Origin of the sequence: Oceanospirillum linum (assembly GCF_001995095.2) — a bacterium.
Classification (GTDB): Bacteria; Pseudomonadota; Gammaproteobacteria; order Pseudomonadales; family Halomonadaceae; genus Oceanospirillum; species Oceanospirillum linum.
Window position 1 is genome coordinate 160152 of record NZ_MTSD02000004.1, and the last position, 25117, is coordinate 185268.

The window sequence follows — 25117 nt, forward strand, 5'->3', positions numbered from 1 at the left end:
CGCCGTTTTTTTATACTTACTGGTCAGGATCACCTGTAAACCGATGATCAGTAGAACTGAGCGCCTACAAGCAGAGCGCCAAAGGCGAGTGTTGTAATCAGTGTTATTTGGCCACCGGGGGTAACATAAGCGACTTCACCCTGTTGGCGACTGCGCCATACCATTGCCACCGGAATGAAAATCGCCAGTACCGTCAGAGCCAGACCGGCATAACTCAGCGCTTTGAGAAACTGCCCCGGAGCGCTGGAAGCCATAATCAGGGCTGGAACCAGAGTCAGAACAATTGCCGGAATCTTGCCGTCAATAACAGGCTTTTTATCACACATTTCCCGAATAAAGCCAAACAGAGATAAGGCCACGCCCAGGAATGAGGTCAGTAAGGCCATCGCAGCAAAAAGTTTCAGTACCGATCCCAGGCTGGCACCACTTTTATCCAGTGCCGAAACCAGCTGTTCTACACCGCTCAGACCCGCCAGTTGCTCTGGGTTGACCGCGTTCATACAAGCCCAGAACCATGCGATATAGCACACCAGAGGGATAAGACTGCCCACAATGACAACCTTGCTGAAGTGTTTTCCCTCGCCATCCTCGGTGTAGCTCACCAGCGGGGGAATCACCACCATAAAACCAAAGGAAGTGAACAGAACAGGCAATGCCGACATGATTTGAGCCTGAGTCCCTGGGGCTGATGCGGAAGCCAGATGGGTTTCGTGGGATATATCCGGTGCCATGGAGGCCAGAGAGTAAAGTGCGATAACCATAGCGACCAGCATAATGGCGAAGAACAGGCGATTCAGGCGATCAACAGCTCCGGTACCCAGAACAATCGTGATACCCGCCAGCAGGGTAAACAGAGTACGGCTGAAAGCCAGAGTGACATCCAATCCCATATACTTCAGAGCAACCTGAAGCAGTTCGCTGGCACCAAGAATATAGGCCATCAGCAGGAAGACTAACAAAAAAATCATACTGGAGTTTGTGATTAGCTGACCGAGAGGCCCTAACCATTTCCCGGACATGGCATGCATGTTTTCACCAGGGTGATAATTAACATTTACTTCCAGTAAAAGAAGGGCAGCAAGTGTTGTAAAAGCCCAAACAAAAAACAGTAAACCTAAGCCGAGACCAAACCCCAGCGGAGCCAGAACCATAGGAATAGCGAGCATGCCTGCCCCCAGCGCTGTTCCCGCCACCAGCAGCGTACTTCCTAAAAACCGAGTGGATACCACGATGTTCTCCCAATGTTGTCTTTATTATGAAGTGATGAAGAGCGGGTGATACTACCCAAAAGCATTTTATCAGGCTAGTGCTTTGTTGTAGGTCAATTTTACAGATGATTGTTCTGGTTAATTGATTTTTGTAGGTTTTTTATCATGCTTTATAGCTGAGGGTTGTAGCGGGATCCGACATGTTGAATGCTGAAACCCTTACAACATAAGGGTTTCAGCTGATCAATTGATAGGTAAATCAGGTGTGGTTTACGGATGCTTTAAGCGATACTCAACTGCCATTTTGAATGCTGTTTTCGTATCGTAAATAAAAGTTTACAGAATGGATTTATATTGATAAGTACCCTTGCAGTGCTTAGAGTTCGACAATGAGTTTGCCCTGATTCCCACCGGTAAACAGCAGATTCAGGCCACCAACAGCAGAGGTCAGACCTTTTAAGGTGTGACTACGGTACTGTATCTGGCCTTTCTGGACATAAGGCACCAGCAGTTCCAGTAATTGGGGGACTTCATGGAAGTGATCCGGCATAGTGAAACCCTGAATCGTCAGGCGCTTGCGGATAATATTCATCCAGTTCGGCCCCGGAGCCGGAGTTGCTGCGGTGTAATCAGCAATCATGCCGCAAACCACGATACGACCGTGGGCATTCATGCGCTGATAGATATGCTGCTGAATGGGCCCGCCGGTGTTTTCAAAGAAAAGATCGATACCTTCAGGTGTTAATTCTGCCAACTGTTGCGCGAGATTGTCGGTTTTGTAGTTGATTGCAGCATCAAAGCCCAGGGTGTTAACAATCCAGTCCGCCTTGTCTTCGCTGCCAACAACACCGATTACCCGTAAACCTTCTGCTTTTGCCAGCTGACCCACAATGGAGCCGACGGAACCTGCTGCTCCGGTAACGACCAGGGTCTCTCCTGACTTTGGCTGTCCAATGCGTAACAGACCCTGTGTCGCCGTCAGTCCGGGGAGGGCTAATACCGACAAAACCATCTCCGCCGAAAGGTTGGGGTCAACTTTGTTGATGCCCTGACCGTTACTGAGAGCATATTCCTGCCAGCCAAACATGCCAGTGACCTTATCTCCCACAGCAAAATCCGGATGCTGAGATTCAATAACTTCTGCATAACCGCTGGAGCGCATTACATCGCCCAGCTCAACCGGAGGAATATAGCTTTCGCGGTCATCTGACATCCAGCCCAACATAGCTGGGTCCAGTGACATGTGGCTTTGTTTCACCAGAATCTGACCGTCGCCAGCCTGGGGGATGGTGCTATGCTCAACCTGAAAGAGTTCAGCTGTTGGCGCACCCTGTGGACGGGCTATCAGTTTGATCTGTGTATTTTGTGTTGCTTGAGACATGTGTTATTCACTCTGGTTATTTCTTTATTGGATGACGGCAATCTGGCTACCGTTTTAAGTAATGACACTATTATATTCACTGAAAAAGTGAGATATAGGCGGTAAAATAGGAATCATCTTTGTTATTAAGACAATAGTAGAGCCTGGGAATCAGGCGAATGCCGGTTAAGCGCCTGTAAATGCTGGCCACAGGTTGTAAATGAGCACTGTATTCGCCGTGAAGGCTTAAAAGGAGAGGTCTTGGATCAACTGAAAGCGATGCGTTATTTCGTGAAAGTAGCAGAGGCCGGAAGTTTTACTAAAGCGGCGCAACATTTTGATGTTCCTGCTTCCTCGTTATCGCGCAGGGTTGCCGACCTTGAAAATCATCTGGGGGCGGTTCTGCTGAAGCGTTCGACCCGGGTGGTACGGTTAACGGAGATTGGCCGGCTTTATCTGCAACAGGTGCGGGATATTCTCTCCCGACTGGAAGCCACGGATGAGTTAGTGGGCAGCTACCAGAGTAAACCCATGGGGCATCTTAAAATCAGTGCGACTGTGGGTTTTGGTGAAACGCTGTTGTTACCGCTGATGGATGAGTTTTCGGACCGTTACCCTGAGATTGTACTGGATATTGAGTTGAGTGATGCGTTATCGACCCTGGGGCGTGATGATGTGGATATCGCCATTCGGGGTGGGTATGTACCGGATGAGCGGGTTGTTGCGGTGAAACTCCGGGATAACCGTTTTATTCTGGCGGGCTCACCTGCTTATCTTGAGCGGGAGGGAATGCCTGCGCATGCGCAGGATCTTAAAGAGCATAAAGGCCTGTTTTATCGGGCACCCATTGGCATCCTGCCCTGGATCAGCATGATCAACGATGAATGGCAGGATGTTTCACCCCATAAAGTTGCGGTCAGTAATGCTGGCCGCTGGCTGGTTGACAAGGCAAGTAAGGGTGACGGGCTGTTGATGCTGCCCCGTTGGGCATTGCAAAGTGCTCTGGATCGTGGCGCACTGCTGGAAATACCGCTTAACCCCGCCGTAGCCGTGACCCGAAGTGAGAAGTTAGGTATCTATCTCTTGTATGCCCAAAACCGTTATCAGGTGCCTAAGGTTAAAGCAGCGGTGGATTTTCTTGTGACGCGACTGTTTGACCACCCTGATTGAGAGCTGCGTCAGGTATCACTGACAAGGCTGCGATCCTCAAGGAGGCAGCCTTTTTGTCTGATTTTGCCTGAAGCGACACTAAGCACCAGGCATTAAAGCGTGAACTCCTCTACTGCGTAGTCTGGTAGCTGGTTTTTCTCCGGGACGGGTGTCGAGTTGCCATCATCGTCCAGAGCAACAAACTTAAAGATCGCCTCGGTGACTTTCTCCCGCAAGCCGATCTGACCACGACGCACCCAGGCCTCAACGTGAATTTTCATCGAAGTTTTGCCCACTTCGGCAACATCGGTATAAACCCCCAGAATATCGCCTACTTTAACCGGACGGATAAAACTCATTCCCTCTACCGCAACGGTAACAACACGCTGCTGAGCACGCTGACTGGCACAGATACCGGCTGCAATATCCATCTGAGCCAAAACCCAACCACCAAAAATATCACCGGAGGGGTTGGTATCCGCCGGCATCGCCATGGTACGGGTCGTTAAGCGACCTTTAGTTTCTTGTGTCATAAACGTTCCCTAACCTAAATCACTGCGTTATTACGCATCATATCTGTAATGATCCGATTGTAACCTAGGAAAATATGAAAAACCGGATGGCTGTAGTGTTTATTACTGAAAAAGTCCGGGTAAGGCAGTGCCAGTTGCAAGCATCTTGACTTAAGGTTTCTTTAAGCTTTACGGGTGATACTGCTTCGCAATAACGCAAACCTTGGAACTCATAACGTGGGGCGAACTATTATGATACGGAAACGACTGAGTTGGATTTCAGTGAGCTTTGTTGCTCTGATCGTTTTATTTGTTGCTTGGCCGGAACTTGACCTGATAATAAGTGATGTTTTTTTTGATGAGACCTCCCGTAGTTTTCCTGCCAACCGTGAAAGCTGGGTCAGATTTGTCTATGTTGCTTTCAAAGATATGCCGCTGTTTCTTGTGCCTGCCCTGATAATAGCAACTGCGGTTTCCTGGCTGCGTTTTGCGCCGGTAAGATTACGCGCCAGACGCCATAAGCTGCTTTTTTTAATGCTCTTCCTTCTGATTGGCCCCGGTCTGTTAGTTCATGCTGGTTTTAAAAATAATTGGGACAGAGCAAGGCCCCGGGATATTGTAGTGTTTGGGGGCGAGCAGCACTTTACGCCGGCCTGGGTCATCAGTGATCAATGCGAGAAAAATTGTTCATTTACCAGTGGCCATGCAGCAATGGGGTTTGCCTTTATTGCGCTGGCCTGGGTCTGGGAGTGGCAACTCGGGCTACTTTTGGGGGTGGTATTAGGTTTGTTTGTGGGAGAAGTACGGGTAATGCAAGGCGGGCATTTTTTGAGTGATGTTATCTTCTCCGGCTATATCTGTTATTTCACAGCCTGGCTGCTGGCGAGAATCATTTTGCCGGTGGATCAGAACCGGCAGCTTTCAACGCAAAGCCACTGACTCTGGTCAGTGACTTATCTGTGTCGGTTTAAAGCATCAGGCTGATCACGGCGGTCAGTTTTTCCAGCCAGTGTTGGTCGGTCTCATCAAAACTATTCAGCTGATCACTGTCGATATCCAGTACCCAGGCCACGCCGCCGCGATGAAAAATCGGCAGAACAATCTCTGATTTAGACTCACTGGCACAGGCAATATGACCGGGAAACTCATCCACATTAGGGACAATCAGTGTTTTTCGCTGCTCAAGAACAGCCCCGCAGACACCTTTGCCTTTAGGGATGCGTGTACAGGCAACAGGGCCTTGGAAAGGGCCTAATACCAGCATATCCGGGGTCTTTGCCCGATAAAAACCAACCCAGAAAAATCCCATCGCCTGCTTGAGCGCCGCACTGATATTCGCAAGATTTGCGATGACATCGTCTTCGGCACTGACCAGAGCTTCAATTTGTGGTAACAGGCTTTGGTACTTTTGGGCTTTATTTCCTTCGATTATGGAGATCTGTTCTGACATATACGGTTGAATCCTTACTTGCGGTGGTATCTTAAGCCCTTAATTACGTGCTGCCTGGCAAAGAAATTCAGATGTCTAGCCTAAGGTCTTAAGATTAAAGTCGTAGAAAAAACTGAATACAGAATAGTGTTTGCTGCGTATATCGACAAGTAGGTATCTGAGAATCAAAGGTTGAATGAGGCTGTTATATGCGACTGATAAGTCACTGTTTTGTAAACCGGGCACCCGGTTTTTCCGGTGTTTTCCCAAGGGTGTTCACTTTTATTGTAAGTCTGCTGATGGCAGCTATGGTGGCTGAACGTGCTCAGGCTGAGTCTTCATTACGCTTTACACCGGATCAGATTATAGGCTGGCAGGCAAAAGAGTTTGAAGGTCACACCGCATATCAGCTGAAACAGGTATCGGAAAATAACGTTGTACAGGCCCTGAGTCAGGGGACGGCTTCGGGTTTGTTTTATGAAACAGAGATTGATCTGAATAAAACGCCCTATCTGAGCTGGCGCTGGAAGGTCACTCAGTTGCCGGAGCTGGGAGATGAAAAGATCAAGTCCGGCGATGACTTTGCCGCCCGGGTTTATATTGTCGTCAATGACGGCTGGACATTTCTCAGTACCAAAGCGATCAGTTATGTCTGGTCTGCGAAATCCCCGGAGGGTGATGAGTGGGCGAACCCTTTTACCGGAAGTAGTGCGATGATGGTTTCAGTCAGGCAGCAGGAAGCCGGTGAGGACTGGTACACTGAAAAACGCAACCTGAAAGCAGACCTGAAACGTCTGTTTGGTAAAGATATTGAAACCGTTAAAGCTGTGGCGATTATGACGGATACCGACAACTCTCAAAGCTCAGCAGAAGCCTGGTACGGTGATCTGGTGTTTTCTGCTCAATGATCTGACCTTGCTGTTTTGGCTGACCGGCAATACCGGGAGCAGTAGCGTACCTGCTCCCAATCTTTTGCCCATTTCTTGCGCCACTTAAAGTTGCGATTACAAGTCAGGCAGGTCTTCTCCGGCAGAAAATTTTTCCTATGGCCTTTCATCTACACCTCCTGAAAAAAGCCGGTTCAGACGGCCTCGCCCTTGTCCAGCTTGCCGAGAAAGCTGTCGGCCTGCATACGGATCGCTCCGATCTGGTTCTCGCTCATTCGCTCCAGATTTTTGTAAACCAGTGCCATGCGGGGGTTGCCTTTTAATGCCTGACGGTTACGGTCGAGAAAACGCCAGTACAGATAGTTAAACGGACAGGCGTTACTACCGGTCTTCTCCTTCACTTTATAATGGCAATGTTTGCAATAATCCGACATGCGATTGATATAGGCTCCGCCCGCAGCATAGGGCTTACTGGCCAGATAACCCGCGTCGGCAAACAGAATCATGCCGGAAACATTGGGCAGCTCGACCCATTCAATCGCATCGGCGTATACCAGTAGATACCAGTCGTTCACTTCTTTGGGGGACAGGCCGGAGAGCAGGGCAAAATTACCCAGTACCATTAAACGCTGGATATGATGGGCGTAGGCGTGTTCTTTGGTTTGCTGCACGCACTGGCTGATACAGTTCATGCGGGTTTTCCCACTCCAGTAAAACTCTGGCAGGGCGCGATCTGCCTGCAGAAAGTTCTCATGCTTGTAATTGGGCATCTTCAGCCAGTAAAGGCCGCGCACAAATTCCCGCCAGCCCAGAATCTGTCGGATAAAGCCTTCAACGGCACTCAACGGTGCTTTGCCCTCCTGCCAGGCTTTTTCAGCAGCCCGAATCGCCTCCATCGGGCTTAACAATCCAATATTCAGGTAGAGGCCGATGTGACTGTGAAACAGCCAGGGCTGATCCTGCTTCATGGCATCCTGGTAGTCGCCAAACAAGGACAGACGCTGCTCAATAAAGTGACTCAGTACCTGCAGTGCCTGCGTCCGGGTGACCGCATAATGGAAGTCTGCCAGTGCTCCAAAGTTTGAAGGAAATCGCTCGCCAACCATTTTGATGACCTGGCGGGTAATGGCATCGGGTTTGAAGCCCAGTGGCATGGGTGGTGCCAGATTCGCAGGCAGTGCTTTCCTGTTGTCCTTATCATAATTCCATTGGCCACCGACCGGTGCCCCATCTTGCATCAGAATATTGAGGTTTTTGCGTATTTGACGATAGAAAAGCTCCATACGCAGCTGTTTGCGCCCTTTTGCCCAGTCCGAAAACTGCTTTTGGGTGGTCAGAAAGCGGTGATCCGGGCGTATCTCCAGAGGTATTTTCAGTACAGCTTTAAGTTGTTTTAACTGTTGAAGTACGCGGTATTCTCCGGGATGTGTCACCACAATCTTTTTAAAAGAGGGCATACCGGCAGAGGGTGTGTTGAGTACTCTTTCTATGGCATCTGAAAAGCTGTCTAACGCCTCATCTAGATTGAAGTAATGGACGTTGACACCCTTTCTTTGCAATTGCTGAGCAAAGTGGCGCATGGCTGACAGGAAAAATACGAGTTTCTTTTTGTGGTGCGGAACATAAGTCGTTTCTTCAACCAGTTCACACATCAGCACACAGTCGTCAGTAGGGTTGAGATCCTGCAGGCTGGTGATGTTTTCGCTGAGTTGGTCACCGAGTATCAGTCTTAGTGTTGCCACGGCATACCTCCTGGGCTGTTTCGACGTGTTATTTCTACGCAATCGATGCCTGTATGGTTCTTTGGCTGGGCTTTCAGGCATAATAGCAACAATTTTAAGCGTTTGATTTTTAACGGGGATGATCTTGGAACTACTCAATATTGATTGCCTGGGACAGCCGTTGCGGCTGGAGGCCTCTATGGCGGGTTGGCAGGTGCTTTACTGGGGCGGCCAGCCTGTTGCAGGTAAAAATGCCGACGGTAACGCAGAAGGGGATTTTAACCTGAGTTTTCAGCTGACGGATGGCCGTACTGGTGAAACAATTCCCTGTGAGCTTCGTTTTTCACTGGGTTGGCAGCCGTTTCATTTTGATTATCAACTGAAAATTGCCGATGAGCTTCTGACCGATGGTGAGCGCACGGTAAAAGATATTGAGCGCCAGCAGCCGGTGGTTGAGCCTAAAGTACCCCGCCAGTTCAGCATGGTAGGGCTGTTATCTCTGGGCATGAAGCTGCTGAAAAGCGCTAAGGTGATTAAGGTTGTGTTGGCGGGTGCCAGTCTGGCGGCCTATTCCTGGCTGTTTTCCCTGGAGTTTGCCCTGAGCCTGATCGCCTGTCTTGTGGTGCATGAATACGGCCATATCCGGGCGATGCAGCACTTTGGTATGAAAACCAAAGGGATCTATCTGATTCCGTTTATGGGTGGTCTGGCCCTGGGGGATGCCAAAATCAATACCCGCTGGCAGGATGTGGTGATCTCGCTGATGGGGCCATTCTTTGGCCTGGGTATGTCGCTGCTGGCACTGATCGCCTATTGGGTCACCGGCAATATTTTCTTTGCCGGTATCGCCGCCTTTAACAGCTTGCTGAACCTGTTTAACCTGCTGCCGATTCTGCCACTGGACGGCGGCCATGTGCTGAAAAGTATCAGTTTCTCCATGAACTCCATTGCCGGGTTGCTGCTGTGTGGTGCCGGAGCGGGTCTGGGGGTTCTGATCAGTTACAGCTTTGGCCTGGCCCTGCTGGGTTTCCTGCTGCTGATTGGCACCGGTGAGATCTTTTTTGAATGGAAGCAGCGTCACCAAAGCCATCTGCTGCCGCTGGATCGTTACGGTCAGATCGTCTCTGCCATCTGGTATGTGGTGACCGTGGCGGGCTTCTGCGCGGTGATGATCTATTTGGCGGGTACCGGGGATGATCTGCTGGCGCTGCCGCTCAAAATTCTGAATTCATAGACTGTTACGGTTCCAGCTAGGGCAGTGTCGCTACTTTCTCTTCCGACAGGAAGTGACGCTGTCTGATCCATTACGTAAACTGTTTATATGACCCCGTTTTGAGTAAAACAGATGGCCTACGAACCACCTTTTTCGATCTCAGCAACCACCCTCAATCTGATCGCTTCAATCAGTGAGCAGTTAGGGCGTCTGTCTGCTTTGACTGAACAGGCACAGGCATTGCGATTACGCCGTGCAAATCAGATCCGCACAATTCAGGGTTCATTGGCCATTGAAGGTAACACTCTTACGGTTGAACAGATAACAGCAGTGTTAGAAGGTAAGCCGGTTATAGCGCCTCAGAAAGAAGTGCAGGAAGTTAAGAATGCATTGGCAGTCTATGAGCGGTTTGAGCATTGGCTACCTGGTCGGGAAGCGGACATGCTGGAAGCCCATCGTATTCTGATGATGGGGTTGGTCGATGGCGAGGGGAACTACCGAAGCGGCGGTGTTGGCGTGATGAGTGGCTCAGAGGTGGTGCATATGGCACCTCCGGCTAATCAGGTGCCAAGATTGATGTCAGATCTGTTTGATTGGCTTGGCCGTACGGAACATCATCCACTGATCGCCAGTGCTGTATTTCACTACGAGTTTGAATTTATTCACCCCTTTGCAGATGGTAACGGGCGTATGGGGCGCTTGTGGCAAAGTCTGATTCTGGCTCGCTGGAATCCGCTGTTTGCTAACCTGCCAATTGAGAGCCTCGTGCATCAGCATCAGGCTGAATACTATCAGGCGATTGGCCGAAGTACTCAGCTGACGGACGGCGCTCCTTTTATTGAGTTTATGCTGCAGGTGATCGATGAAACCCTGAAAGAGCAGCTGAACCCGCAAGTTACCCCGCAAGTTACCCCGCAAGTTACCCCGCAAGTTGTACTTAATATTCTGTCGCGTTACTCAGGGCTTGATAATTACTGCCTGAAGCCACGTTCTCGGCAGGAACTGCAGGATTTCTGCGGTTTAAAAGACAGGGAGAACTTCCGGAAAAGTGTGCTTAAACCCTTGTTAGATGCGGGTTGGCTGTATTTGGAGATTCCTGATAAGCCAAGAAGCTCCAAGCAACGGTATTATTGCCTGTAGTCGAGCAGGAGGATCGTTATGCAGCAACCCATCACCGGCTACCATACCGACGACGAAGGCCATTGGGTGGCTCAGCTGGCCTGCGGCCATAATCAACATGTACGCCACAATCCGCCCTGGCAGGAACGTCCCTGGGTGATAACACCGGAAGGGCGCAAAGATATGTTAGGCTCACGACTTGAGTGTAAAAAATGTGATCAGGGCGCGCCTATGGATGAGCGCCCCTGAATCTTCTTGATTTTCCAGCCCTACGGGCTCTCCATTCATATTAATAACAGGGAGTGTTTATGTCTGAACATCTTCAAACGGCATCCATTCAGGAGCTGGACAGCAAACTCCAGCAAACCTTTGGTTTTCCCGCTTTTCGCGGTGGTCAGCAGCAGACCGTTGAGCAGCTGTTAGCGGGGCACTCTTCGCTGGCGATCTTTCCCACCGGTTCCGGTAAATCCCTCTGTTATCAGTTTACGGCGCTGCAGCTGCCCCATCTGACCCTGGTGGTGTCGCCGCTGCTGGCGTTGATGAAGGATCAGCTGGAATTTCTGCACAGCAAAGGCATTGCTGCGGCCAGTATTGATTCCACCCTGACTAATGAAGAGCATCAGCAGGTGGTGCAGGATGCCCGTTCCGGTCGGCTGAAAATTCTGATGGTGTCGGTGGAGCGTTTTAAGAATGAGCGCTTCCGGCAGTTTATCGAATCCGTGCCCATCTCTATGCTGGTGGTGGATGAAGCACACTGTATCTCCGAGTGGGGGCACAATTTCCGGCCCGATTATCTGAAACTGCCGGAGTACCGCAATCAGCTGAATATTCCTTTGGTGCTGCTGTTGACCGCCACCGCCACCCGTCGGGTGAAAAAGGATATGGCGCTCAAATTCGGTATCGCACCGGAACATGTGGTGCAGACCGGCTTCTACCGCCCGAATCTGGATCTTAGTGTGCTGCCGTTGCAATCCGGCCAGCAGCCGAAAGCGGCGCTGAAGCAGGTGATCGACCAGCAGCAGGGCGATGGCATCGTCTACGTCACCCTGCAACACACCGCCGAGGATGTGGCTACTTATCTAAGCCAGCAGGGCATCAACGCCACCGCCTATCATGCCGGACTGCCCAATGAGCAGCGGGAACAGATTCAGGCCGACTTTATGGCGGGTAAGATTCGGGTTGTGGTGGCCACCATCGCCTTTGGTATGGGCATCGACAAGTCCGATATCCGCTTTGTGGTGCACTATGATCTGCCGAAATCGATCGAGAACTACAGTCAGGAGATCGGCCGTGCCGGTCGGGACGGTCAGCCGTCAAACTGCATCACCCTGGCCAGCCTTGATGGCGTACCCGTGCTGGAAAACTTTGTTTATGGCGATACCCCATTGCGCTCCGATATTCAGCGCCTGATTCAGGCGATCGAGGAGGAGAGCTTTGTCGCCGGCAGCTCGGCCTCCCACTGGGAGGTGCAGCTTTATAGCCTTGCCAATCAGACCAATATTCGCCAGCTGCCGTTGAAAACCCTGCTGGTACAGCTGGAACTGATGGGCATCTTAGAGCCGTTACGCAGCTATTTTGCCGAGTACAAATACAAGTTTATTGCCGATAGAGATACGATTCTGGCGAAGTTCTCCGGCGAACGTGTATCTTTTCTGCAGGCGGTGTTTGAACATACGGCATTTAAAAAGACCTGGGGTGTGCCGGACTTTGATCGTCTTTATCAGGCCTATGGTGCAGGTGCCGAGCGCCACAGAGCCATTGCCGCTTTGGACTATCTCCACGAGCAGGGCTTGATTGAGCTGTCCGCTTCTAAGATGACCGAGGTGTTTAGGGTGGATATGACCCGCCTGAAAAACGATGACCCCGCCGCCAAGCTCCACGCCTACGTGACGGAGAAAGAGCAGAAGGAGATTGAACGGATCGGTGCACTGATCCGCTTCTTCCAGCTGGATCGCTGCCTGACCCACAACCTGTCCCGCTATTTTGATGAGAACTCCAGCCCCAACGCCTGCGGTCACTGTTCTGTTTGTCGCGGGCAGGTGGCTCAGCTGAGCTATGTTCAGGAGCCACACTTTCCGGATCAGGGGCAACTTAAAGCCCATGTTGCCGCCTTCCTGCAGAAGTTAGAGGCAGACAGCCCGTTGGAACTGACCGATGAGGAAAAACACACCTTAAGTGCCCGCTTCTTAGCAGGTTTAACTCAGCCTGTGTTTACCAAAATCAAAGCCCGGCAGATTAACGGTTTTGGCAGCTGTGAGCTGCTCCGGTATCGGGATATTGAAATGCTGGTTAACAACTATTAGGTCAAGGCCCGTTTGGTTTTATGGGTGGCCTCTGCTGTTAACGGGTCTTCCGGCCAGGGATGCTTAGGGTATCGGCCTCGCATCTCTTTACGTACTTCCGGATACACCTCCCGCCAGAAGGTAGCCAGGTTCGAGGTCACCGCCAATGGCCGACCTGCCGGTGAGAGGAGGTGTATGCTCACCGGTACACCTGCGATCGCCGGGACATTTTCGGTACCGAACATCTCCTGTAGTTTGGTGCTTACGGTGGGTGGGTTCTGGTTGTAATCAATCGTTACCCAACGGCCAGAGGCGACTTGCAGTGCGGGCGGCACCAGCGTGTCCAGCGCCTGCTGTTGTGGCCAGCTGAGCAGGCTTTTCAGCATGTCACTGACCGACAGCTGCTGCCACTGGCGCTGATGATTGACGCCGCTCAGAAACGGCACCAGCCAATCTTCTGCAGAATCCAACAGCCCCTGATCGGACAGGTCCGGCCAGGGTTCATCCTTCTGATCCGTACCGTTCAAGCGCAGAAACTCAATGCGCTGGCGCAGTCGGATATCCGCTTCCTGCCAGGGCAGGGCATCGATGCCTTGCTGCTGAAGACGCAGAATACCCGCCTGATTCAGGGCGGCCTGATCCGGTTTATCACCCAGTTTCTCATCCAGCACCAGCTGACCCAGGCGGGTTTGTACGCTGTTAATCAGCCGATCCCCCTGCCAGTGACAAAACGGCTGCTGCACGATCTGATCGGATAAGTGAGTAGTTACTGTTTTTTTATCCAGTATTAGCCATAGAGTTAGGGTTTCCCGGCTGTCCTGACTGAAAGAGCGGGCGTGCAGGGCGATCACAAACTCCGGTTGCTGATGGCTGTTCAGCAGCGCCTGACGGCCATTGCTCAGTTTGTAGATTCCGGCATCACCTTTGCCTTGTGCAGGGCTATTAGTGGCGTTTTGCTTTAAACCCACCTGTTTTTTACCCACCCTATCCGGATAAGCATGACACAGTCCTTCAATCATCAGATCGGTAAAGTCGGCGTTCTGCAGCTGGGCTATCAGGCTGGCGGCGGGCTTCCGGGCGGTGCTTAACAGGGGGAGTAAGTCTTCACTGTTTTTATATACAGTATTTGTGCTTGTGTCAGAACGTGGATGCTGGGTGACCAGCTGCTGGCTCTCTTTCAACAGACGAGCCGCCCCCTGTTCGATCCGTTTACACAGGGCTTTATTGGCCGGATCGCGGGACTGGATCAGCTGCTCGCAGGCGGCTAGCAGCTCGTTCTCCGGCAGGTGTGCGCCCTCCTGCAGCAGGCTGAAGATAAAGGCACTGGCCGCCAGCTGATCGGCGTTAAGGTTGTTGGCGCTCTGATTCGCCGCTTTTAACAGGCTGAGCCAGCCGCGCCCCAAGTGTGCAGACAGCACCAGTTCACGGGAGGCTTGACCGAATTCCGTCAGCTGCAGACTGCCGCCACCCTGAGCCGCTTCCACCAGTTTCAGCTGTTGCAGGCGGGTCAGGGCGCTTTGCCAGCGCGCCTTGGGTGGCGGTGTTACCCAATCAAACTCCTGGGGATCATCCGACCCCCACTGAATCAGCTGCAGAGCCAGCTCCGACAGATCCTGCCGGTTGATCTCAGGTTCTGGCTGGGCAGACAGCGCCCCCTGCTGATCTTCACTCCAGCAGCGGAACGCCGTACCCTCCTGAGTACGACCGGCACGACCGGCCCGCTGTTTGGCTTCGGCACGGGTGACAGATCGGGTGTGCAGACGCACCACACCGGCTTCTTTATCAAAACGCGCCTCACGGGCAAGGCCGGAATCGATGACTAAGGTGATGCCGTCGATGGTGAGACTGGTTTCAGCGATGGCGGTGGCGAGAATACAGCGGCGCATACCCTTTTGCGCCGGAGCGATGGCCGCCTGCTGTTCCGCCAGTTTCTGCTGGCCGTGCAGCTGGCGCAGATCAATACCGGCTTGCTGACAGGGGGCAGAGAGGGCTTCGGTCACCCGGTTGATCTCGCCGACACCGGGCAGAAAGCAGAGGATATCGCCGGCGTGTTCTCTGTCCCCAGAACCGATGATCTCCAGGCAAGTATCAATCGCCGATTGCACCCGCTCGGAGACCGGCACGCTGGTGCGGTTATAGCGGTATTCCAGCGGAAAGGTGCGACCCTCACAGAAGAGAATCGGCACCTGTAAAGCGGCTTCCAGCGCCTCCTGAGCCAGGGTAGCCGACATCACCAGCAGCCCCGCCGGATTATCATCCCGATAGAGCAGGTTCATCTGACGGCACAGCGCCAGAATCAGATCGCTGTCTACGGTGCGCTCGTGAAACTCATCCAGAATCACCAGGCTTACGCCCTCTAAGGTGGGATCGTGCTGCAACATCCGCAGCAGCACACCGGAGGTCACCAGCTCCAGACGGGTGTTGCGGCTCACCTTATGGTCGCCCTTCACCCGATAACCGATGCGGTCACCCACCGACTCCCCGATCAGCCCCGCCATATAAGAGGCCGCCGCCTGTGCCGCCACCCGACGGGGTGCGGTCATCACGATCTTTCCGTTCTGGAAGTCAGGGTGTTGCATCAGCGCGATAGGCAGGCGGGTGGTCTTACCGGCACCCGGCTCCGCCGACAGCAACGCCAGCTCCTGCGAGTGCAGCTGAGCGACCAGCTCCGGCACCTGCGCCAGAATCGGCAGGTCGGTTTCAGTGGATGACGGATGGTTAACGGATGAAGCAGGGGATCTCATGGGTAAAGCACCGGTAGCAAAGCGTGAAAATCAGGGGGTTAAGGATAACGGGAAAGGTGCTGCCAAAACAGGCATAACCTTTACCCATGCCGATGAAGTCATCTCCCGCCTGAAAAACACTGCTGCCGTGCTGTAAAGCGGGCATCATGAATACCTGATGCGTCGGTTGTGAGCTGATGGAGATGTGTGTGTATAGGGGTTATACTTGTCCCCTGTACACATCACAACATGGGTGAACTTCCATGACTAATCTACGTAAAGCTATGCAAGAGCGCCGCCGCAAGCTGCATCAGGCCCGGATCAAGGGTGAACTTTCTGGTGAGCTTTCAATGCAGGCAATCACAAAGACCCTTAAGGATGCCGGTATTCTGGATCGCAATGGTGACGTGATCCACCGTTTCGCGGATACCGAGCGACAATCTGCGAAGGCCTGATTCCGGATGTACCTTTCACCAGGGATTGTTTTTGGGTTTCACGGATGTGACCAAAAGGTATATGACCGCGTTGTCAAAAACGGCAAGCACCTGACCGCCAGTGAAAATTCTCATGACTGGTTGGGTAGTGGTATCTATTTTTGGGAAGGCAGTTATCAGCGTGCATTGGAATGGGCCAAAGACAGTAAATCAATTAGAAACCCGGCAGTAGTAGGGGCGGTTATTAAGCTGAGTAACTGTGTGGATCTGCTTGATGCAGAATATCTTGCTCAGGCAAAAGATGCGTACCAGCTGTTAAAAGAAGAGTTTGAAGCTCTGGAAAAGCCTCTGCCTCAAAATAAAGCTGTGGTTGATGATATATCGTTTGTCCGGGAGTTGGACTGTCAGGTCATGATGCGTATGCAGCAGATGAATAACGAGCTGATTGCAGAGGCGCTTGAAACAGACGATAAAAAAGCAATTCAAAACCACCCTGACTTTATCGACTCTGTCAGAGGGATGTTCCCGGAAGGCGAGCCGCTGTATGAAAATGCAGGCTTTCGCTCCAAAAATCACATTCAACTTTGTATCGTCAATCCTAATGCGATAATTGGCTACTTCGACCCTAAAAAGCGAAGAAACCCAAATTACAAGGCTGTTTAGACAAAACCGCTCTGTTGGGCTTTCAGACGTCTGACACCCCGCTGTTTCTTTTTCTACCTTGCAAAACAACTGACCTGTCTCAAACACATTTCACTAGTGGTTCAACAACCTGGTGACCGCGGGTATCTAATCATAGTGCAGCTGAGATACCAGCTTCGGCACCTGTGCCAGAATCGGCAGATCGGTTTCAGTGGATGACGGGTGGTTAGCGGATGAAGCAGGGGATGTCATGGGTAAAACACCGGTAGCAAGCGTGAAAAACAGGGGGCTAAGGATAACGGGAAAGGGAGAGGTTGAGTAGTTTCGTCTATTTGAAGCAAGAATTTGGTCTTGCTGAACATGCTGTTCGAGTTATGGTATATTTGTGCAAAGCAACAGGGGTAAGCACTATCTGAACGAGGTGAAGCTATGACTCTGGGAATTATTAGAACAGCTGCTAGAGCGATGAGGCGTAAAAAAAGCCTTGATGCCTATGATTTGCCTGAACATGTTAAGCGTCAGATTGCTCGCCGCCACTTCTCTGCTGAGGAAATTAATGAGAAGTACAAGCAATCCCGAAGGAGTCATGCCGTTTAGGAGGTTTTGTTATGTGGGGGCACAACATCTTTAACGATCTTGTTCAGGGAGATGACGATTTTGTTGGGATGGTGGCTTATTCTGTTTACAAGCAAGAAAAAGTTCGATGGATTCAAAAGCATCATGACGATTCAGGAAGTTACCCCACGCCTGAAGAGATGCAGACCTACTTTTATAACCAGCACTCGCGCCCAGAATCGATTAAGCGTTACAGAGACGAAGCTGAATCTCAGTTAAATACCTTTATCCAGGCAACACTTGCTGAAGAGCTTTTAGTTTACCAGCAGGAGATTCGTGATTCTGAAATCATCAAGAATGTAAAAACTCCTCTGCATAAAAGGCTGATAGAGGGGGTTGTTGCCGGTCTTATTTCAACAGCTCTTGTTGCTCTAATTTCTATGATTATCTGGCTCAACAGTATTATGGAATCGTCACCTCAAAATCCGTCCCTTCCCGAATCTATTAAGCAAAAAATCGAGTCTCAGGCCCAGCAAAGCACCTCATCGTCGTCAGAGAATTGAGTTAGGTTGAAGCAGATCATGCAGCACGTTACATCGGCTAAGTATTTATCCGGCTATAAAATTTGGGTTGCCTTTGATGATGACACCTCCGGTAAGGTTGGTCTGGAATGTGTGCTCAAAGGTTCGGTGTTTGAGCCCCTCAAAGATATCGGCACATTTCAGCAGTTGGCGGTTGATCCTGAGCTGGAAACCGTTGTCTGGCCGAATGGGGTGGACTTAGCACTGGAGTTTCTGAAAGAGCTTCAGTTAAAGCAGAGCCAAGCGGTTCAGTAATCTTCTTTTGCCCTCATTTTATCGAAGTCGGATAGCCTGCTATCAGACTTTTTGTTTGTGTACTCAAGAAGTTGTATTCGATAGACTCCAGTATTAGTGAACTAAGGAACGCAGACCCGGTGTCTGCAAAATAAACGCGGATGCGTTAGGCAAGGATGCGGCCTGATCTGAAGATGGAACTCTCCTCTCAAATTCAAAGCCTCCCTGCACAGCTTTTGGTATCGGAACCAAAGCCTTCTGCATCTGAATCTTGCGTTCTGACTTAACTCTGCATTTATCAACTGATAACTGCCAAGAAAGGGAGCTTCATGTAATGGCCAAGTTTCTTAATACCACCGCCACTAATTATTACCTCGAAGAGCTGATCAAAAATGCCTCCGAGCGCCTGATCCTGATAAGTCCTTTCCTCAAACTGAATGACCGCATCAAAGAGTTATTAGAGGACAAAAACCGGCTGAAAATTGATGTTCGTATTGTTTATGGCAAAAGCGAGCTTCAACCCAACGAAATCAGCTGGCTGAATGATTTGACCTTTATCCGCACCAGCTTCTGCAAGAACCTGCACGCTAAGTGCTACATGAATGAGACCGACTGCATCATCACCAGCCTGAACCTGTATGAGTTCAGTCAGGTGAATAACAACGAGATGGGAATTTACCTGTCCCGTGACGAAGACGTGGAAATGTACCGTGATGCCTATGAAGAGGCGCAGCGGATTATTCGCGTTAGTGATGAAGTACGCATCACCATGCAGAAAGTTGACAAGGAAGGAGACGTTAAAGCCAAGCAAGTAAAAAGCAAAGCGAATAACCCTACCGGAAAACTCACCTCTTCGAAGCTTGCAGCAAAGTTAAAAATGAAAACACCAGAGCTGATTGAGAAACTGGTTGCCGAAGGTTACGTGGAAGAGAAAGAAGGTAAGCAAAACCTGACCCAAAAAGGCTTAAGTGCGGGCGGTGAGGCCAAAACCGGTAAATATGGCGACTTCTTTATTTGGCCACACAGTTTTCTCAATGTTTAGTTTCGATTTTGGTGCAATATATGGAAGAAGATGAAATTAAGAATTTTATTTTTAGTAATAATGAAGTTGAGGTCTATTATAAGTATCTAGTTGGCCAAGATGTATGGTATTTTCAGAAGAATGGAGGCGAGTTCAGTAAGGTTTACGATGAGTTTAAGAAGTTTATATCTGTTGCTTTGGGTATCCCGTTTAATAATATATCTATAGTTGGTAGTGCTAAGACTAGGTATAGTTTTTCGCCAAATAAAAGATTTAAAGAATTTTGTGATGAGTCTGATTTTGATCTTGTTATCGTTTCTTATGATCTGTATAAGGATATATGGGGAGCGTATAGAGATATATCTCAGCAATCATACCTTAGAGGCTATGCAAGCAAATGTTCTAATGTTTTTAATGGGTTTGTTAGTATTAAAGACTCTGATGACACATATGGTAATGCTGTTCTTGAAGGCTGGCAGCGGAAGGTGAGAACATTTAAAGCTGATTTGCAGTTAAAGTTTAAAATAAGTCATGATATAAATTATAGGATATACTCTGATTGGGTTTCTGTTCAAGATTACCATATTAGAGGTATCTCTAAGTTAAGGGATGATATAAGTAATGAAGTTAATTGACTCAATTGATATTCAGCCTCAAACAGTGAAATGGCTTTCCGATCTGCACAATAAAGGGCTTTTGGTCGTAGATGATTCCTTTCAAAGGAATTATGTTTGGACTAAGAAAAACCAAGTTCAGCTTATTGAGTCAATTCTGATGGGTTATCCTATTCCTGAAATATACCTTTGGAATACTGGGACTGATGAAAATTCAGGTGATACATGTTATTCCATAGTTGATGGGCAGCAGAGAACAGGAGCGATTTTTCAATATATTTCTAATACATTCAAACTTACAGATTCATCGCTAAACGCCTCCAACTCATGTTATCAACGAGTGAAAAACCGCTATTTTAAGGATTTGGGTACTGATGATAAGAAAGCGCTTTGGGCCTATGTCTTTTCAGTTCGAATTATCAGGAATAGCGTACTAAGAGATGATATTGTTACGATGTTTTTGAGGCTTAATAGTAATAATATGACACTGAATCCTCAGGAGCTTAGGAACGCCGAATTCGACGGGGAGTTCATGAAGGTGGTTTCATCGTTGTCCGAGCTCGATTTTTGGTCGAAAAATGGTATTTTTGGGGTGTCGGATAGACGGCGTATGAGGGATATTTCTTTTGTTAGCACTTTGCTCGTTTTTATGAAGCAAGGGATTCAGGCTGATATTAGAAATGATAATATAAATAAAATTTATGATCTTTATAATGATGAATATCCCGATAAAGAAACTGATATTGAACGGTTTGAAGGCGTTTTGCGGCAAGTTGATGTTGTAATAGAAGGGAAGAGAGATAGAACTTTGATATTGAAGAGGCAGGTTCACTTTTATAGTTTGTTTACTGCTGTTTATGAGTCTCTTATTGATGATGAATGCTTGTCTAGTGAAGCGTTGGTTAATTATAGGGATTTTATTGATAATTATGATAATGATGGTCTTCTTAAAGAATATTTTCCAGATTGTGCAGATCAAATTGTTACCTATAAATCCTTAGCGAAGGAAGGAACGCGCGATAAGGGAAATAGACTTGGTAGGCATGAGGCGATCAAACAAATTCTAAAATCTAAGCGGCATTAGATTGCAACAATACTAAACAGCGCCTTTTGGCGCTGTTTTTAGTTTCAATCTAGCAAAGCGTCTTAACTTCGTGCGCCCTCCAAAGAGCCATTCCACCACCTCACTGCCGAGGTCGGCAATCCCCACCTATCCGGCGTTCCCCACCATAAATTTAGCCTCCCGCTGATATTCCTGTAAAATACCGCGCCTTGCTTTAACAGCCCTGAAGGTACTATGGAAACTCACGCGCTCGTTACTTTAGAAAATATCCTGCACGCTGCTTTGTCAGCTCCTCCCACCGAAGTTCGTCGTTTATTTCACGGGCGGGGTCGCTGTTACGAGGGGCTGGAACAGCTAACCGTTGACTGGTTGCAGGGACAGGTGTTGGTGTGTCTGTTTAAGGAGCCTTCCGAGGCGTTTCTGGCAGAACTGCAGGCGCTGCTGACCCGCTGGACAGAAAGCGATCTCTGGCAGAGCAGTGGTGCAACGTCACTGCTGTTGCAGCACAGAGCACGGGAAGGTGTGCCTATGGAGCTGCTGTGGGGCACGCATAACGAACAGCAGGATGTGACAGAAAGCGGCCTTAAATACAGGCTGGATCTGGGGGGTAAGCAGAACAACGGTCTGTTTTTTGATATGCGTCTGGGGCGTGACTGGGTGCGGGCGCAGGCCGGTCAAAAACGGGTGTTAAATCTGTTTTCGTACACCTGTGGTTTCTCTGTGGCTGCCATAGCCGGTGGTGCGGATCATGTGGTGAATCTTGATATGGCCAAAGCCGCGTTAAACCGGGGGCGGGAAAACCACCGTTTAAACGGCCATGATCTGAAAAAGGTCACCTTTATGGGGCACGATCTGTTTAAGTCCTGGGGTAAGGTGCGTAAGTATGGCCCTTATGATCTGGTGATTATTGATCCGCCCAGCTTTCAGAAGGGGAGTTTTGCCCTGACGAAGGATTACCGGAAGATTCTGCGACGTTTGCCGGAGCTGCTTACCGAATCCGGTCAGGTGCTGGCCTGTGTTAATGATCCGACGGTTACCTCTCAGTTTCTGATTGAGGGGATGGCGGAAGAGTCCCCGGAGGTGACTTTTGATTACCGGCTGGATAATCCGCCGGAGTTTCCGGATATTGACCCTGAAGGCGGCTTGAAAGCCCTGGTGTTCAGCCGACAAGCCTAGGCGTTATATCGTCCCCCTGAATAGACATCTGGCTGGGTTCAGCTGACTATTCAGGGACACAGCTGATGTGTGGCTTGGGGGGATAGGGTCACAGGCTTCGGGACAGAACTCTCTGGGCCAGTGGTTCCACCACCTTGGAGCCGTGGGCGCGAATAGCATCATGCTGCCATTCCGGATGCAGCCATACATTGGCACCGTTAATCGCGGCGGCGGTTTTCAGGGATTCATCTTTGTCTACGTAATAATCCTGCTCGTAGACGATACACTCCACCGGTACGGTGTTCTTTGCCAGTTGCTCAAGATCGTAGAGTTTCGGCCAGTCATCTTTCGCAGCCAATAAATCGGCCACAGCTTTAAAGCCCTGTAGCTGGCCGTAATCCTCCAGCATATCCGGGCGCACGGTTTCTCCATAAAAGCTCACCCCACGTTGGGCTTTACCGGTCGGGGATTCCGATTCATTCAGGAGGCGAGCCGGATCGAAACCTCCGTGGCGCTCCATTGCCCCTGCTGCTGCCCAGTTGCTGGCGGTTTGCTCACAATAGATCGCTTCGTGCAGCAGCACATAAAGGGGATTGGTCTCGTAACTGGCCTGCTGACGGATCTGCTCGATAAAGCCATAACGTAGCTGAGACTCACCGGAATCTGCTACAAAGGGGTTATCCAGCAGAGCGTGGACCTTGGAGAAACCCGAGGTAGTGCCCAGCAACATACCCAGATCTAGGAAGCGGCGGGCGGTCATCACACCATCCCGACCCAGCGGATAAGGGGAGGCCTCCAACAGCTCAACAATACGTTTTACCTTGGCAATATCTTCCGGATAGGTGCGGTAATACGCCTGACTGCGCTCAAACACGGTGTTCACCAGCAGACCATAGGTGGCGTAGGCATCGGCCTGCAGCATCGGCGGCAGGCCACCACAGATCATCACACCGGCTAATGCGTCAGGCTGTTCACTCAGGTAGTGGCAACTGATAAAACCACCAAAACTTTGCCCCAGCAGATACCACTGGGCACTGCCAAATTCACGCTCGCGCAGCTGCTCCAGGTCCCGCACGATATTGTCGGCCCGGAATTGACTGATATACGCCAGCTGATCTTCGGGGTTCGGCAGCGACTCACACAGTTCCGGGCCGATACTGTGGCTACGACCTGTACCGCGCTGATCCATCAGCACCACTCGGAAATGATCCAGCATAACGTCCAGCCAGGGGATGCTGTAGGGATCTTTCGGCGCTTCAAAACCGGGGCCACCCTGCAAAAACACACAGACCGGTGCCTCGGCGTGGCGAGTGATTTCACGGGCAAAAAGGTTGATCTGCTGGCCCTCTGGCTGACTGTAATCCAGAGGAACGCTAAGATGAATATCCCGGATGGTAAAAAGATTAGGCATGGAATGTCCTTGCTGTCGGTAGTCTGACGCTTTCGGAAAAAATGCTGATTGACGATTAGTGGGTAGCTTACAACGAAATACGCCTATCGGGAGAGTCGATTGCTGGGGCCACCCGAAATTTTTTAGCAAAAAAGAAGCCCCTGGGCGTTATGCAAGGTTTGTTCATCATCTCTGCCGATAACCCTTTTCGCTTTTACTGGACGGGTCAGGCAGGGAGGGTTTAGTCTCAAGGGGAGCTTGCTTACTTTTTCCGGGAGATTTAACGGTTATGAACGATGTTGCTACTGCTTTGTCCGTGGAATCGCAGAAAGACCATGCTGAGTTATCAGATGCATTGCATCAGCAGCGTATGGCCTTCAGGCAGTCTGGACAGGAGGATTATCATCAGCGTTGTCAGCACCTGAAGAGCCTGAAACGCCTGCTACTTGATAATCAGGCGGATATCATAGCGGCGATTAACCGGGATTACGGCAACCGCTCGTACCACGAAACCCTGATTGCAGAAGTGATTACCGTGGTAAGTGATATCGATCATACCCTGAAACATCTGAAGAAATGGATGCGGGTGCAGCGGCGCGGCATCGATAGGATGCTTTATCCGGGGGCGAAGAATCGTGTTATTCCACAGGCTGTGGGCGTTGTGGGCTTAATTATTCCCTGGAATTTTCCTCTGAATTTGGGGTTTTCAGGCCTGGTAGCCGCTTTTGCGGCCGGAAACCGCGCTATGGTCAAGATGTCGGAGAACTCTGTACATCTCAGTGAGCTACTCATCCGGCTGGCCCCCGATTATTTTTCTGCGGATAAACTCCGGTTTTTCACAGAAACCGGAAACGTCGGTGTGGCGTTTTCCAGGCTGCCGTTTGATCATCTGATGTTTACCGGTTCCGGTCAGACCGGTCGTAAAGTGATGGCTGCTGCAGCTGAGAACCTGACACCGGTAACGTTGGAGTTAGGGGGGAAATCCCCGGCGGTGATTGATCCTGAATACCCGCTGGCAAAGGCGGTCGAGCGCCTGATGTTTGTGAAGCAGTTTAATGCTGGCCAGATCTGCACCACGGTGGATTATGTTTTTGTCCATGAGGGTCAGCTAAACGCTTTTGTCGCTGAAGTGAAGCGCTGGGTCGGTCAGCATTGCCCGGATATTCACAGCACAGATTACACTTCAGTGATTGATGACCGGGCTTTTCAGCGTTTGCTGGATACCCTAGCGGATGCCCGTGATAAGGGGGCAGAAGTGGTTAACCTGAACGGACAAGAGCCGGATTCTGCCAGCCGTAAGTTGCCATTGACATTGATACTGTCCGCCACTGACGAGATGATCATCAGTCAGCGGGAAACCTTCGGCCCGATTCTGATGGTGAAGACCTATACCGATCCACAGGATGTGATCGATTATGTGAATGACAGAGATCGACCGCTGGCACTGTATCCTTTCAGTAATAACAAGCAGCTGGTGGATCGCTATATCGGTAATATTCTGTCTGGTGGTGTTTCTGTGAATGATGCCTTGTTCCATGTGGGGCAGCATGATCTGCCTTTCGGGGGGATTGGCGGCAGTGGTATGGGGCACTATCACGGTTATGAAGGCTTTCTGACCTTCTCGAAGCTTCGGCCTGTTTTCTATCAGGCTGCATTTTCACCTATGAAATATCTGATGCCCCCTTACGGAAAAACAGCTGACCGTATGCTGGGGCTGATCGCTAAGCTCAAACTTTAGACTCCGCTCCGGGTCAGGGAGTGACTCTACAACGACAGTAAAATACGACTGGTACAGTAAAACCCTGCTGGACATAACTAGGATCAA

At 50.2% G+C, this 25117-nt stretch carries 26 protein-coding genes; 18 read left to right on the forward strand and 8 right to left on the reverse strand.

Features of this window, described 5'->3' with window-relative positions; translation table 11 throughout:
* Window positions 1-47 precede the first annotated feature (47 nt).
* Both BTA35_RS11230 and BTA35_RS11235 read right to left on the reverse strand, forming a co-directional pair.
* Window positions 48-1229, reverse strand: a complete 1182-nt coding sequence (locus BTA35_RS11230; RefSeq protein ID WP_160055153.1) for an amino acid permease — start codon at window positions 1227-1229, stop codon at window positions 48-50.
* A 355-nt stretch (window positions 1230-1584) separates the two neighbouring features.
* Window positions 1585-2589: an NADP-dependent oxidoreductase gene (locus tag BTA35_RS11235; RefSeq protein WP_078319916.1), complete on the reverse strand. Its 1005-nt coding sequence runs from the start codon at window positions 2587-2589 to the stop codon at window positions 1585-1587.
* Window positions 2590-2829: 240 nt separating this feature from the next.
* On the opposite strand from BTA35_RS11235, the gene BTA35_RS11240 reads away from it, so the two are divergent.
* Complete coding sequence (locus BTA35_RS11240) at window positions 2830-3738, forward strand: LysR family transcriptional regulator (protein WP_078319917.1); 909 nt, start codon at window positions 2830-2832, stop codon at window positions 3736-3738.
* Window positions 3739-3830: 92 nt separating this feature from the next.
* On the opposite strand, the gene BTA35_RS11245 is transcribed toward BTA35_RS11240, so the two are convergent.
* Window positions 3831-4250, reverse strand: coding sequence for an acyl-CoA thioesterase (locus BTA35_RS11245; RefSeq protein WP_078319918.1), 420 nt, complete (start codon window positions 4248-4250; stop codon window positions 3831-3833).
* A 231-nt stretch (window positions 4251-4481) separates the two neighbouring features.
* Here BTA35_RS11245 and BTA35_RS11250 point away from each other — a divergent pair, with 231 nt between their 5' ends.
* Window positions 4482-5168, forward strand: coding sequence for a phosphatase PAP2 family protein (locus BTA35_RS11250; protein ID WP_078319919.1), 687 nt, complete (start codon window positions 4482-4484; stop codon window positions 5166-5168).
* 28 nt (window positions 5169-5196) lie between these two features.
* Here the strand turns inward: BTA35_RS11250 and BTA35_RS11255 are convergent, their stop codons facing one another.
* Window positions 5197-5679 (reverse strand): free L-methionine (R)-S-oxide reductase MsrC, encoded by a 483-nt coding sequence (locus BTA35_RS11255; protein WP_078319920.1) that lies wholly within the window; start codon window positions 5677-5679, stop codon window positions 5197-5199.
* 188 nt (window positions 5680-5867) lie between these two features.
* Between BTA35_RS11255 and BTA35_RS11260 the strand changes: the two genes are divergently transcribed.
* Window positions 5868-6566: a DUF3047 domain-containing protein gene (locus BTA35_RS11260; protein ID WP_078319921.1), complete on the forward strand. Its 699-nt coding sequence runs from the start codon at window positions 5868-5870 to the stop codon at window positions 6564-6566.
* Here BTA35_RS11260 and BTA35_RS11265 read toward each other — a convergent pair.
* Both BTA35_RS11265 and BTA35_RS11270 read right to left on the reverse strand, forming a co-directional pair.
* Complete coding sequence (locus BTA35_RS11265) at window positions 6560-6715, reverse strand: DUF2256 domain-containing protein (RefSeq protein WP_078319922.1); 156 nt, start codon at window positions 6713-6715, stop codon at window positions 6560-6562. The genes BTA35_RS11260 and BTA35_RS11265 overlap by 7 nt on opposite strands.
* Window positions 6716-6739: 24 nt before the next feature.
* Window positions 6740-8287, reverse strand: a complete 1548-nt coding sequence (locus BTA35_RS11270) for a cryptochrome/photolyase family protein (protein ID WP_238377569.1) — start codon at window positions 8285-8287, stop codon at window positions 6740-6742.
* 118 nt (window positions 8288-8405) lie between these two features.
* On the opposite strand from BTA35_RS11270, the gene BTA35_RS11275 reads away from it, so the two are divergent.
* The 4 genes from BTA35_RS11275 to BTA35_RS11290 all read left to right on the forward strand — a co-directional run bounded on the left by BTA35_RS11275 (window position 8406) and on the right by BTA35_RS11290 (window position 12901).
* Complete coding sequence (locus BTA35_RS11275; protein ID WP_238377570.1) at window positions 8406-9500, forward strand: site-2 protease family protein; 1095 nt, start codon at window positions 8406-8408, stop codon at window positions 9498-9500.
* Between the two features lie 111 nt (window positions 9501-9611).
* Complete coding sequence (locus tag BTA35_RS11280; RefSeq protein ID WP_078319924.1) at window positions 9612-10619, forward strand: Fic family protein; 1008 nt, start codon at window positions 9612-9614, stop codon at window positions 10617-10619.
* Window positions 10620-10637: 18 nt separating this feature from the next.
* A complete protein-coding gene (locus BTA35_RS11285) occupies window positions 10638-10847 on the forward strand; it encodes a DUF3565 domain-containing protein (protein ID WP_078319925.1) in 210 nt (69 codons plus the stop codon).
* Between the two features lie 59 nt (window positions 10848-10906).
* Window positions 10907-12901, forward strand: coding sequence for a RecQ family ATP-dependent DNA helicase (locus BTA35_RS11290; RefSeq protein ID WP_078319926.1), 1995 nt, complete (start codon window positions 10907-10909; stop codon window positions 12899-12901).
* Here BTA35_RS11290 and hrpB read toward each other — a convergent pair.
* Complete coding sequence (gene hrpB / locus BTA35_RS11295) at window positions 12898-15624, reverse strand: ATP-dependent helicase HrpB (protein ID WP_078319927.1); 2727 nt, start codon at window positions 15622-15624, stop codon at window positions 12898-12900. The genes BTA35_RS11290 and hrpB overlap by 4 nt on opposite strands.
* Here hrpB and BTA35_RS17920 point away from each other — a divergent pair.
* The 10 genes from BTA35_RS17920 to BTA35_RS11335 all read left to right on the forward strand — a co-directional run bounded on the left by BTA35_RS17920 (window position 15623) and on the right by BTA35_RS11335 (window position 21923).
* Window positions 15623-15760 carry a hypothetical protein gene (locus tag BTA35_RS17920; RefSeq protein WP_160055150.1) on the forward strand — a complete coding sequence of 46 codons (138 nt, stop codon included), beginning with the start codon at window positions 15623-15625 and terminating at the stop codon, window positions 15758-15760. The two genes, hrpB and BTA35_RS17920, sit on opposite strands and share 2 nt — an antisense overlap.
* Before the next feature lie 106 nt (window positions 15761-15866).
* Window positions 15867-16058: a hypothetical protein gene (locus BTA35_RS11300; protein WP_078319928.1), complete on the forward strand. Its 192-nt coding sequence runs from the start codon at window positions 15867-15869 to the stop codon at window positions 16056-16058.
* 6 nt (window positions 16059-16064) lie between these two features.
* Window positions 16065-16700: a hypothetical protein gene (locus BTA35_RS11305; protein WP_078319929.1), complete on the forward strand. Its 636-nt coding sequence runs from the start codon at window positions 16065-16067 to the stop codon at window positions 16698-16700.
* A gap of 408 nt (window positions 16701-17108) precedes the next feature.
* Window positions 17109-17276, forward strand: coding sequence for a hypothetical protein (locus tag BTA35_RS17925; protein WP_160055147.1), 168 nt, complete (start codon window positions 17109-17111; stop codon window positions 17274-17276).
* A gap of 11 nt (window positions 17277-17287) precedes the next feature.
* A complete protein-coding gene (locus BTA35_RS11310; protein ID WP_078319930.1) occupies window positions 17288-17797 on the forward strand; it encodes a hypothetical protein in 510 nt (169 codons plus the stop codon).
* Window positions 17798-17815: 18 nt separating this feature from the next.
* Window positions 17816-18070 (forward strand): DUF2442 domain-containing protein, encoded by a 255-nt coding sequence (locus BTA35_RS11315; protein ID WP_078319931.1) that lies wholly within the window; start codon window positions 17816-17818, stop codon window positions 18068-18070.
* A gap of 313 nt (window positions 18071-18383) precedes the next feature.
* Window positions 18384-19091 (forward strand): phospholipase D family protein, encoded by a 708-nt coding sequence (locus BTA35_RS11320; protein ID WP_078319932.1) that lies wholly within the window; start codon window positions 18384-18386, stop codon window positions 19089-19091.
* Between the two features lie 20 nt (window positions 19092-19111).
* A complete protein-coding gene (locus BTA35_RS11325) occupies window positions 19112-19705 on the forward strand; it encodes a hypothetical protein (protein ID WP_078319933.1) in 594 nt (197 codons plus the stop codon).
* The gene (locus BTA35_RS11330) at window positions 19692-20768 is read left to right on the forward strand and encodes a DUF262 domain-containing protein (protein WP_078319934.1); all 1077 of its coding nucleotides are present in this window, start codon (window positions 19692-19694) and stop codon (window positions 20766-20768) included. Before BTA35_RS11325 ends, BTA35_RS11330 begins: the two co-directional genes overlap by 14 nt.
* Window positions 20769-20981: 213 nt before the next feature.
* The gene (locus BTA35_RS11335) at window positions 20982-21923 is read left to right on the forward strand and encodes a class I SAM-dependent methyltransferase (protein ID WP_078319935.1); all 942 of its coding nucleotides are present in this window, start codon (window positions 20982-20984) and stop codon (window positions 21921-21923) included.
* Between the two features lie 88 nt (window positions 21924-22011).
* On the opposite strand, the gene BTA35_RS11340 is transcribed toward BTA35_RS11335, so the two are convergent.
* Window positions 22012-23313 carry an alpha/beta fold hydrolase gene (locus BTA35_RS11340; protein WP_078319936.1) on the reverse strand — a complete coding sequence of 434 codons (1302 nt, stop codon included), beginning with the start codon at window positions 23311-23313 and terminating at the stop codon, window positions 22012-22014.
* 268 nt (window positions 23314-23581) lie between these two features.
* Here BTA35_RS11340 and BTA35_RS11345 point away from each other — a divergent pair, with 268 nt between their 5' ends.
* The gene (locus tag BTA35_RS11345) at window positions 23582-25030 is read left to right on the forward strand and encodes a coniferyl aldehyde dehydrogenase (RefSeq protein ID WP_078319937.1); all 1449 of its coding nucleotides are present in this window, start codon (window positions 23582-23584) and stop codon (window positions 25028-25030) included.
* The last annotated feature ends 87 nt before the right edge of the window (window positions 25031-25117 follow it).

Bases quoted from the DNA above. Each gene is read 5' to 3' on its own strand.
- BTA35_RS11235 (WP_078319916.1), bottom strand. From the start codon at position 2,589: ATGTCTCAAGCAACACAAAATACACAGATCAAACTGATAGCCCGTCCA.
- BTA35_RS11245 (WP_078319918.1), bottom strand. From the start codon at position 4,250: ATGACACAAGAAACTAAAGGTCGCTTAACGACCCGTACCATGGCGATG.
- BTA35_RS11250 (WP_078319919.1), top strand. From the start codon at position 4,482: ATGATACGGAAACGACTGAGTTGGATTTCAGTGAGCTTTGTTGCTCTG.
- BTA35_RS11255 (WP_078319920.1), bottom strand. From the start codon at position 5,679: ATGTCAGAACAGATCTCCATAATCGAAGGAAATAAAGCCCAAAAGTAC.
- BTA35_RS11260 (WP_078319921.1), top strand. From the start codon at position 5,868: ATGCGACTGATAAGTCACTGTTTTGTAAACCGGGCACCCGGTTTTTCC.
- BTA35_RS11265 (WP_078319922.1), bottom strand. From the start codon at position 6,715: ATGAAAGGCCATAGGAAAAATTTTCTGCCGGAGAAGACCTGCCTGACT.
- BTA35_RS11275 (WP_238377570.1), top strand. From the start codon at position 8,406: ATGATCTTGGAACTACTCAATATTGATTGCCTGGGACAGCCGTTGCGG.
- BTA35_RS11280 (WP_078319924.1), top strand. From the start codon at position 9,612: ATGGCCTACGAACCACCTTTTTCGATCTCAGCAACCACCCTCAATCTG.
- BTA35_RS11285 (WP_078319925.1), top strand. From the start codon at position 10,638: ATGCAGCAACCCATCACCGGCTACCATACCGACGACGAAGGCCATTGG.
- BTA35_RS11290 (WP_078319926.1), top strand. From the start codon at position 10,907: ATGTCTGAACATCTTCAAACGGCATCCATTCAGGAGCTGGACAGCAAA.
- BTA35_RS17920 (WP_160055150.1), top strand. From the start codon at position 15,623: ATGGGTAAAGCACCGGTAGCAAAGCGTGAAAATCAGGGGGTTAAGGAT.
- hrpB (WP_078319927.1), bottom strand. From the start codon at position 15,624: ATGAGATCCCCTGCTTCATCCGTTAACCATCCGTCATCCACTGAAACC.
- BTA35_RS11300 (WP_078319928.1), top strand. From the start codon at position 15,867: ATGACTAATCTACGTAAAGCTATGCAAGAGCGCCGCCGCAAGCTGCAT.
- BTA35_RS11305 (WP_078319929.1), top strand. From the start codon at position 16,065: ATGTACCTTTCACCAGGGATTGTTTTTGGGTTTCACGGATGTGACCAA.
- BTA35_RS17925 (WP_160055147.1), top strand. From the start codon at position 17,109: ATGACTCTGGGAATTATTAGAACAGCTGCTAGAGCGATGAGGCGTAAA.
- BTA35_RS11310 (WP_078319930.1), top strand. From the start codon at position 17,288: ATGTGGGGGCACAACATCTTTAACGATCTTGTTCAGGGAGATGACGAT.
- BTA35_RS11315 (WP_078319931.1), top strand. From the start codon at position 17,816: ATGCAGCACGTTACATCGGCTAAGTATTTATCCGGCTATAAAATTTGG.
- BTA35_RS11320 (WP_078319932.1), top strand. From the start codon at position 18,384: ATGGCCAAGTTTCTTAATACCACCGCCACTAATTATTACCTCGAAGAG.
- BTA35_RS11325 (WP_078319933.1), top strand. From the start codon at position 19,112: ATGGAAGAAGATGAAATTAAGAATTTTATTTTTAGTAATAATGAAGTT.
- BTA35_RS11330 (WP_078319934.1), top strand. From the start codon at position 19,692: ATGAAGTTAATTGACTCAATTGATATTCAGCCTCAAACAGTGAAATGG.
- BTA35_RS11335 (WP_078319935.1), top strand. From the start codon at position 20,982: ATGGAAACTCACGCGCTCGTTACTTTAGAAAATATCCTGCACGCTGCT.
- BTA35_RS11340 (WP_078319936.1), bottom strand. From the start codon at position 23,313: ATGCCTAATCTTTTTACCATCCGGGATATTCATCTTAGCGTTCCTCTG.
- BTA35_RS11345 (WP_078319937.1), top strand. From the start codon at position 23,582: ATGAACGATGTTGCTACTGCTTTGTCCGTGGAATCGCAGAAAGACCAT.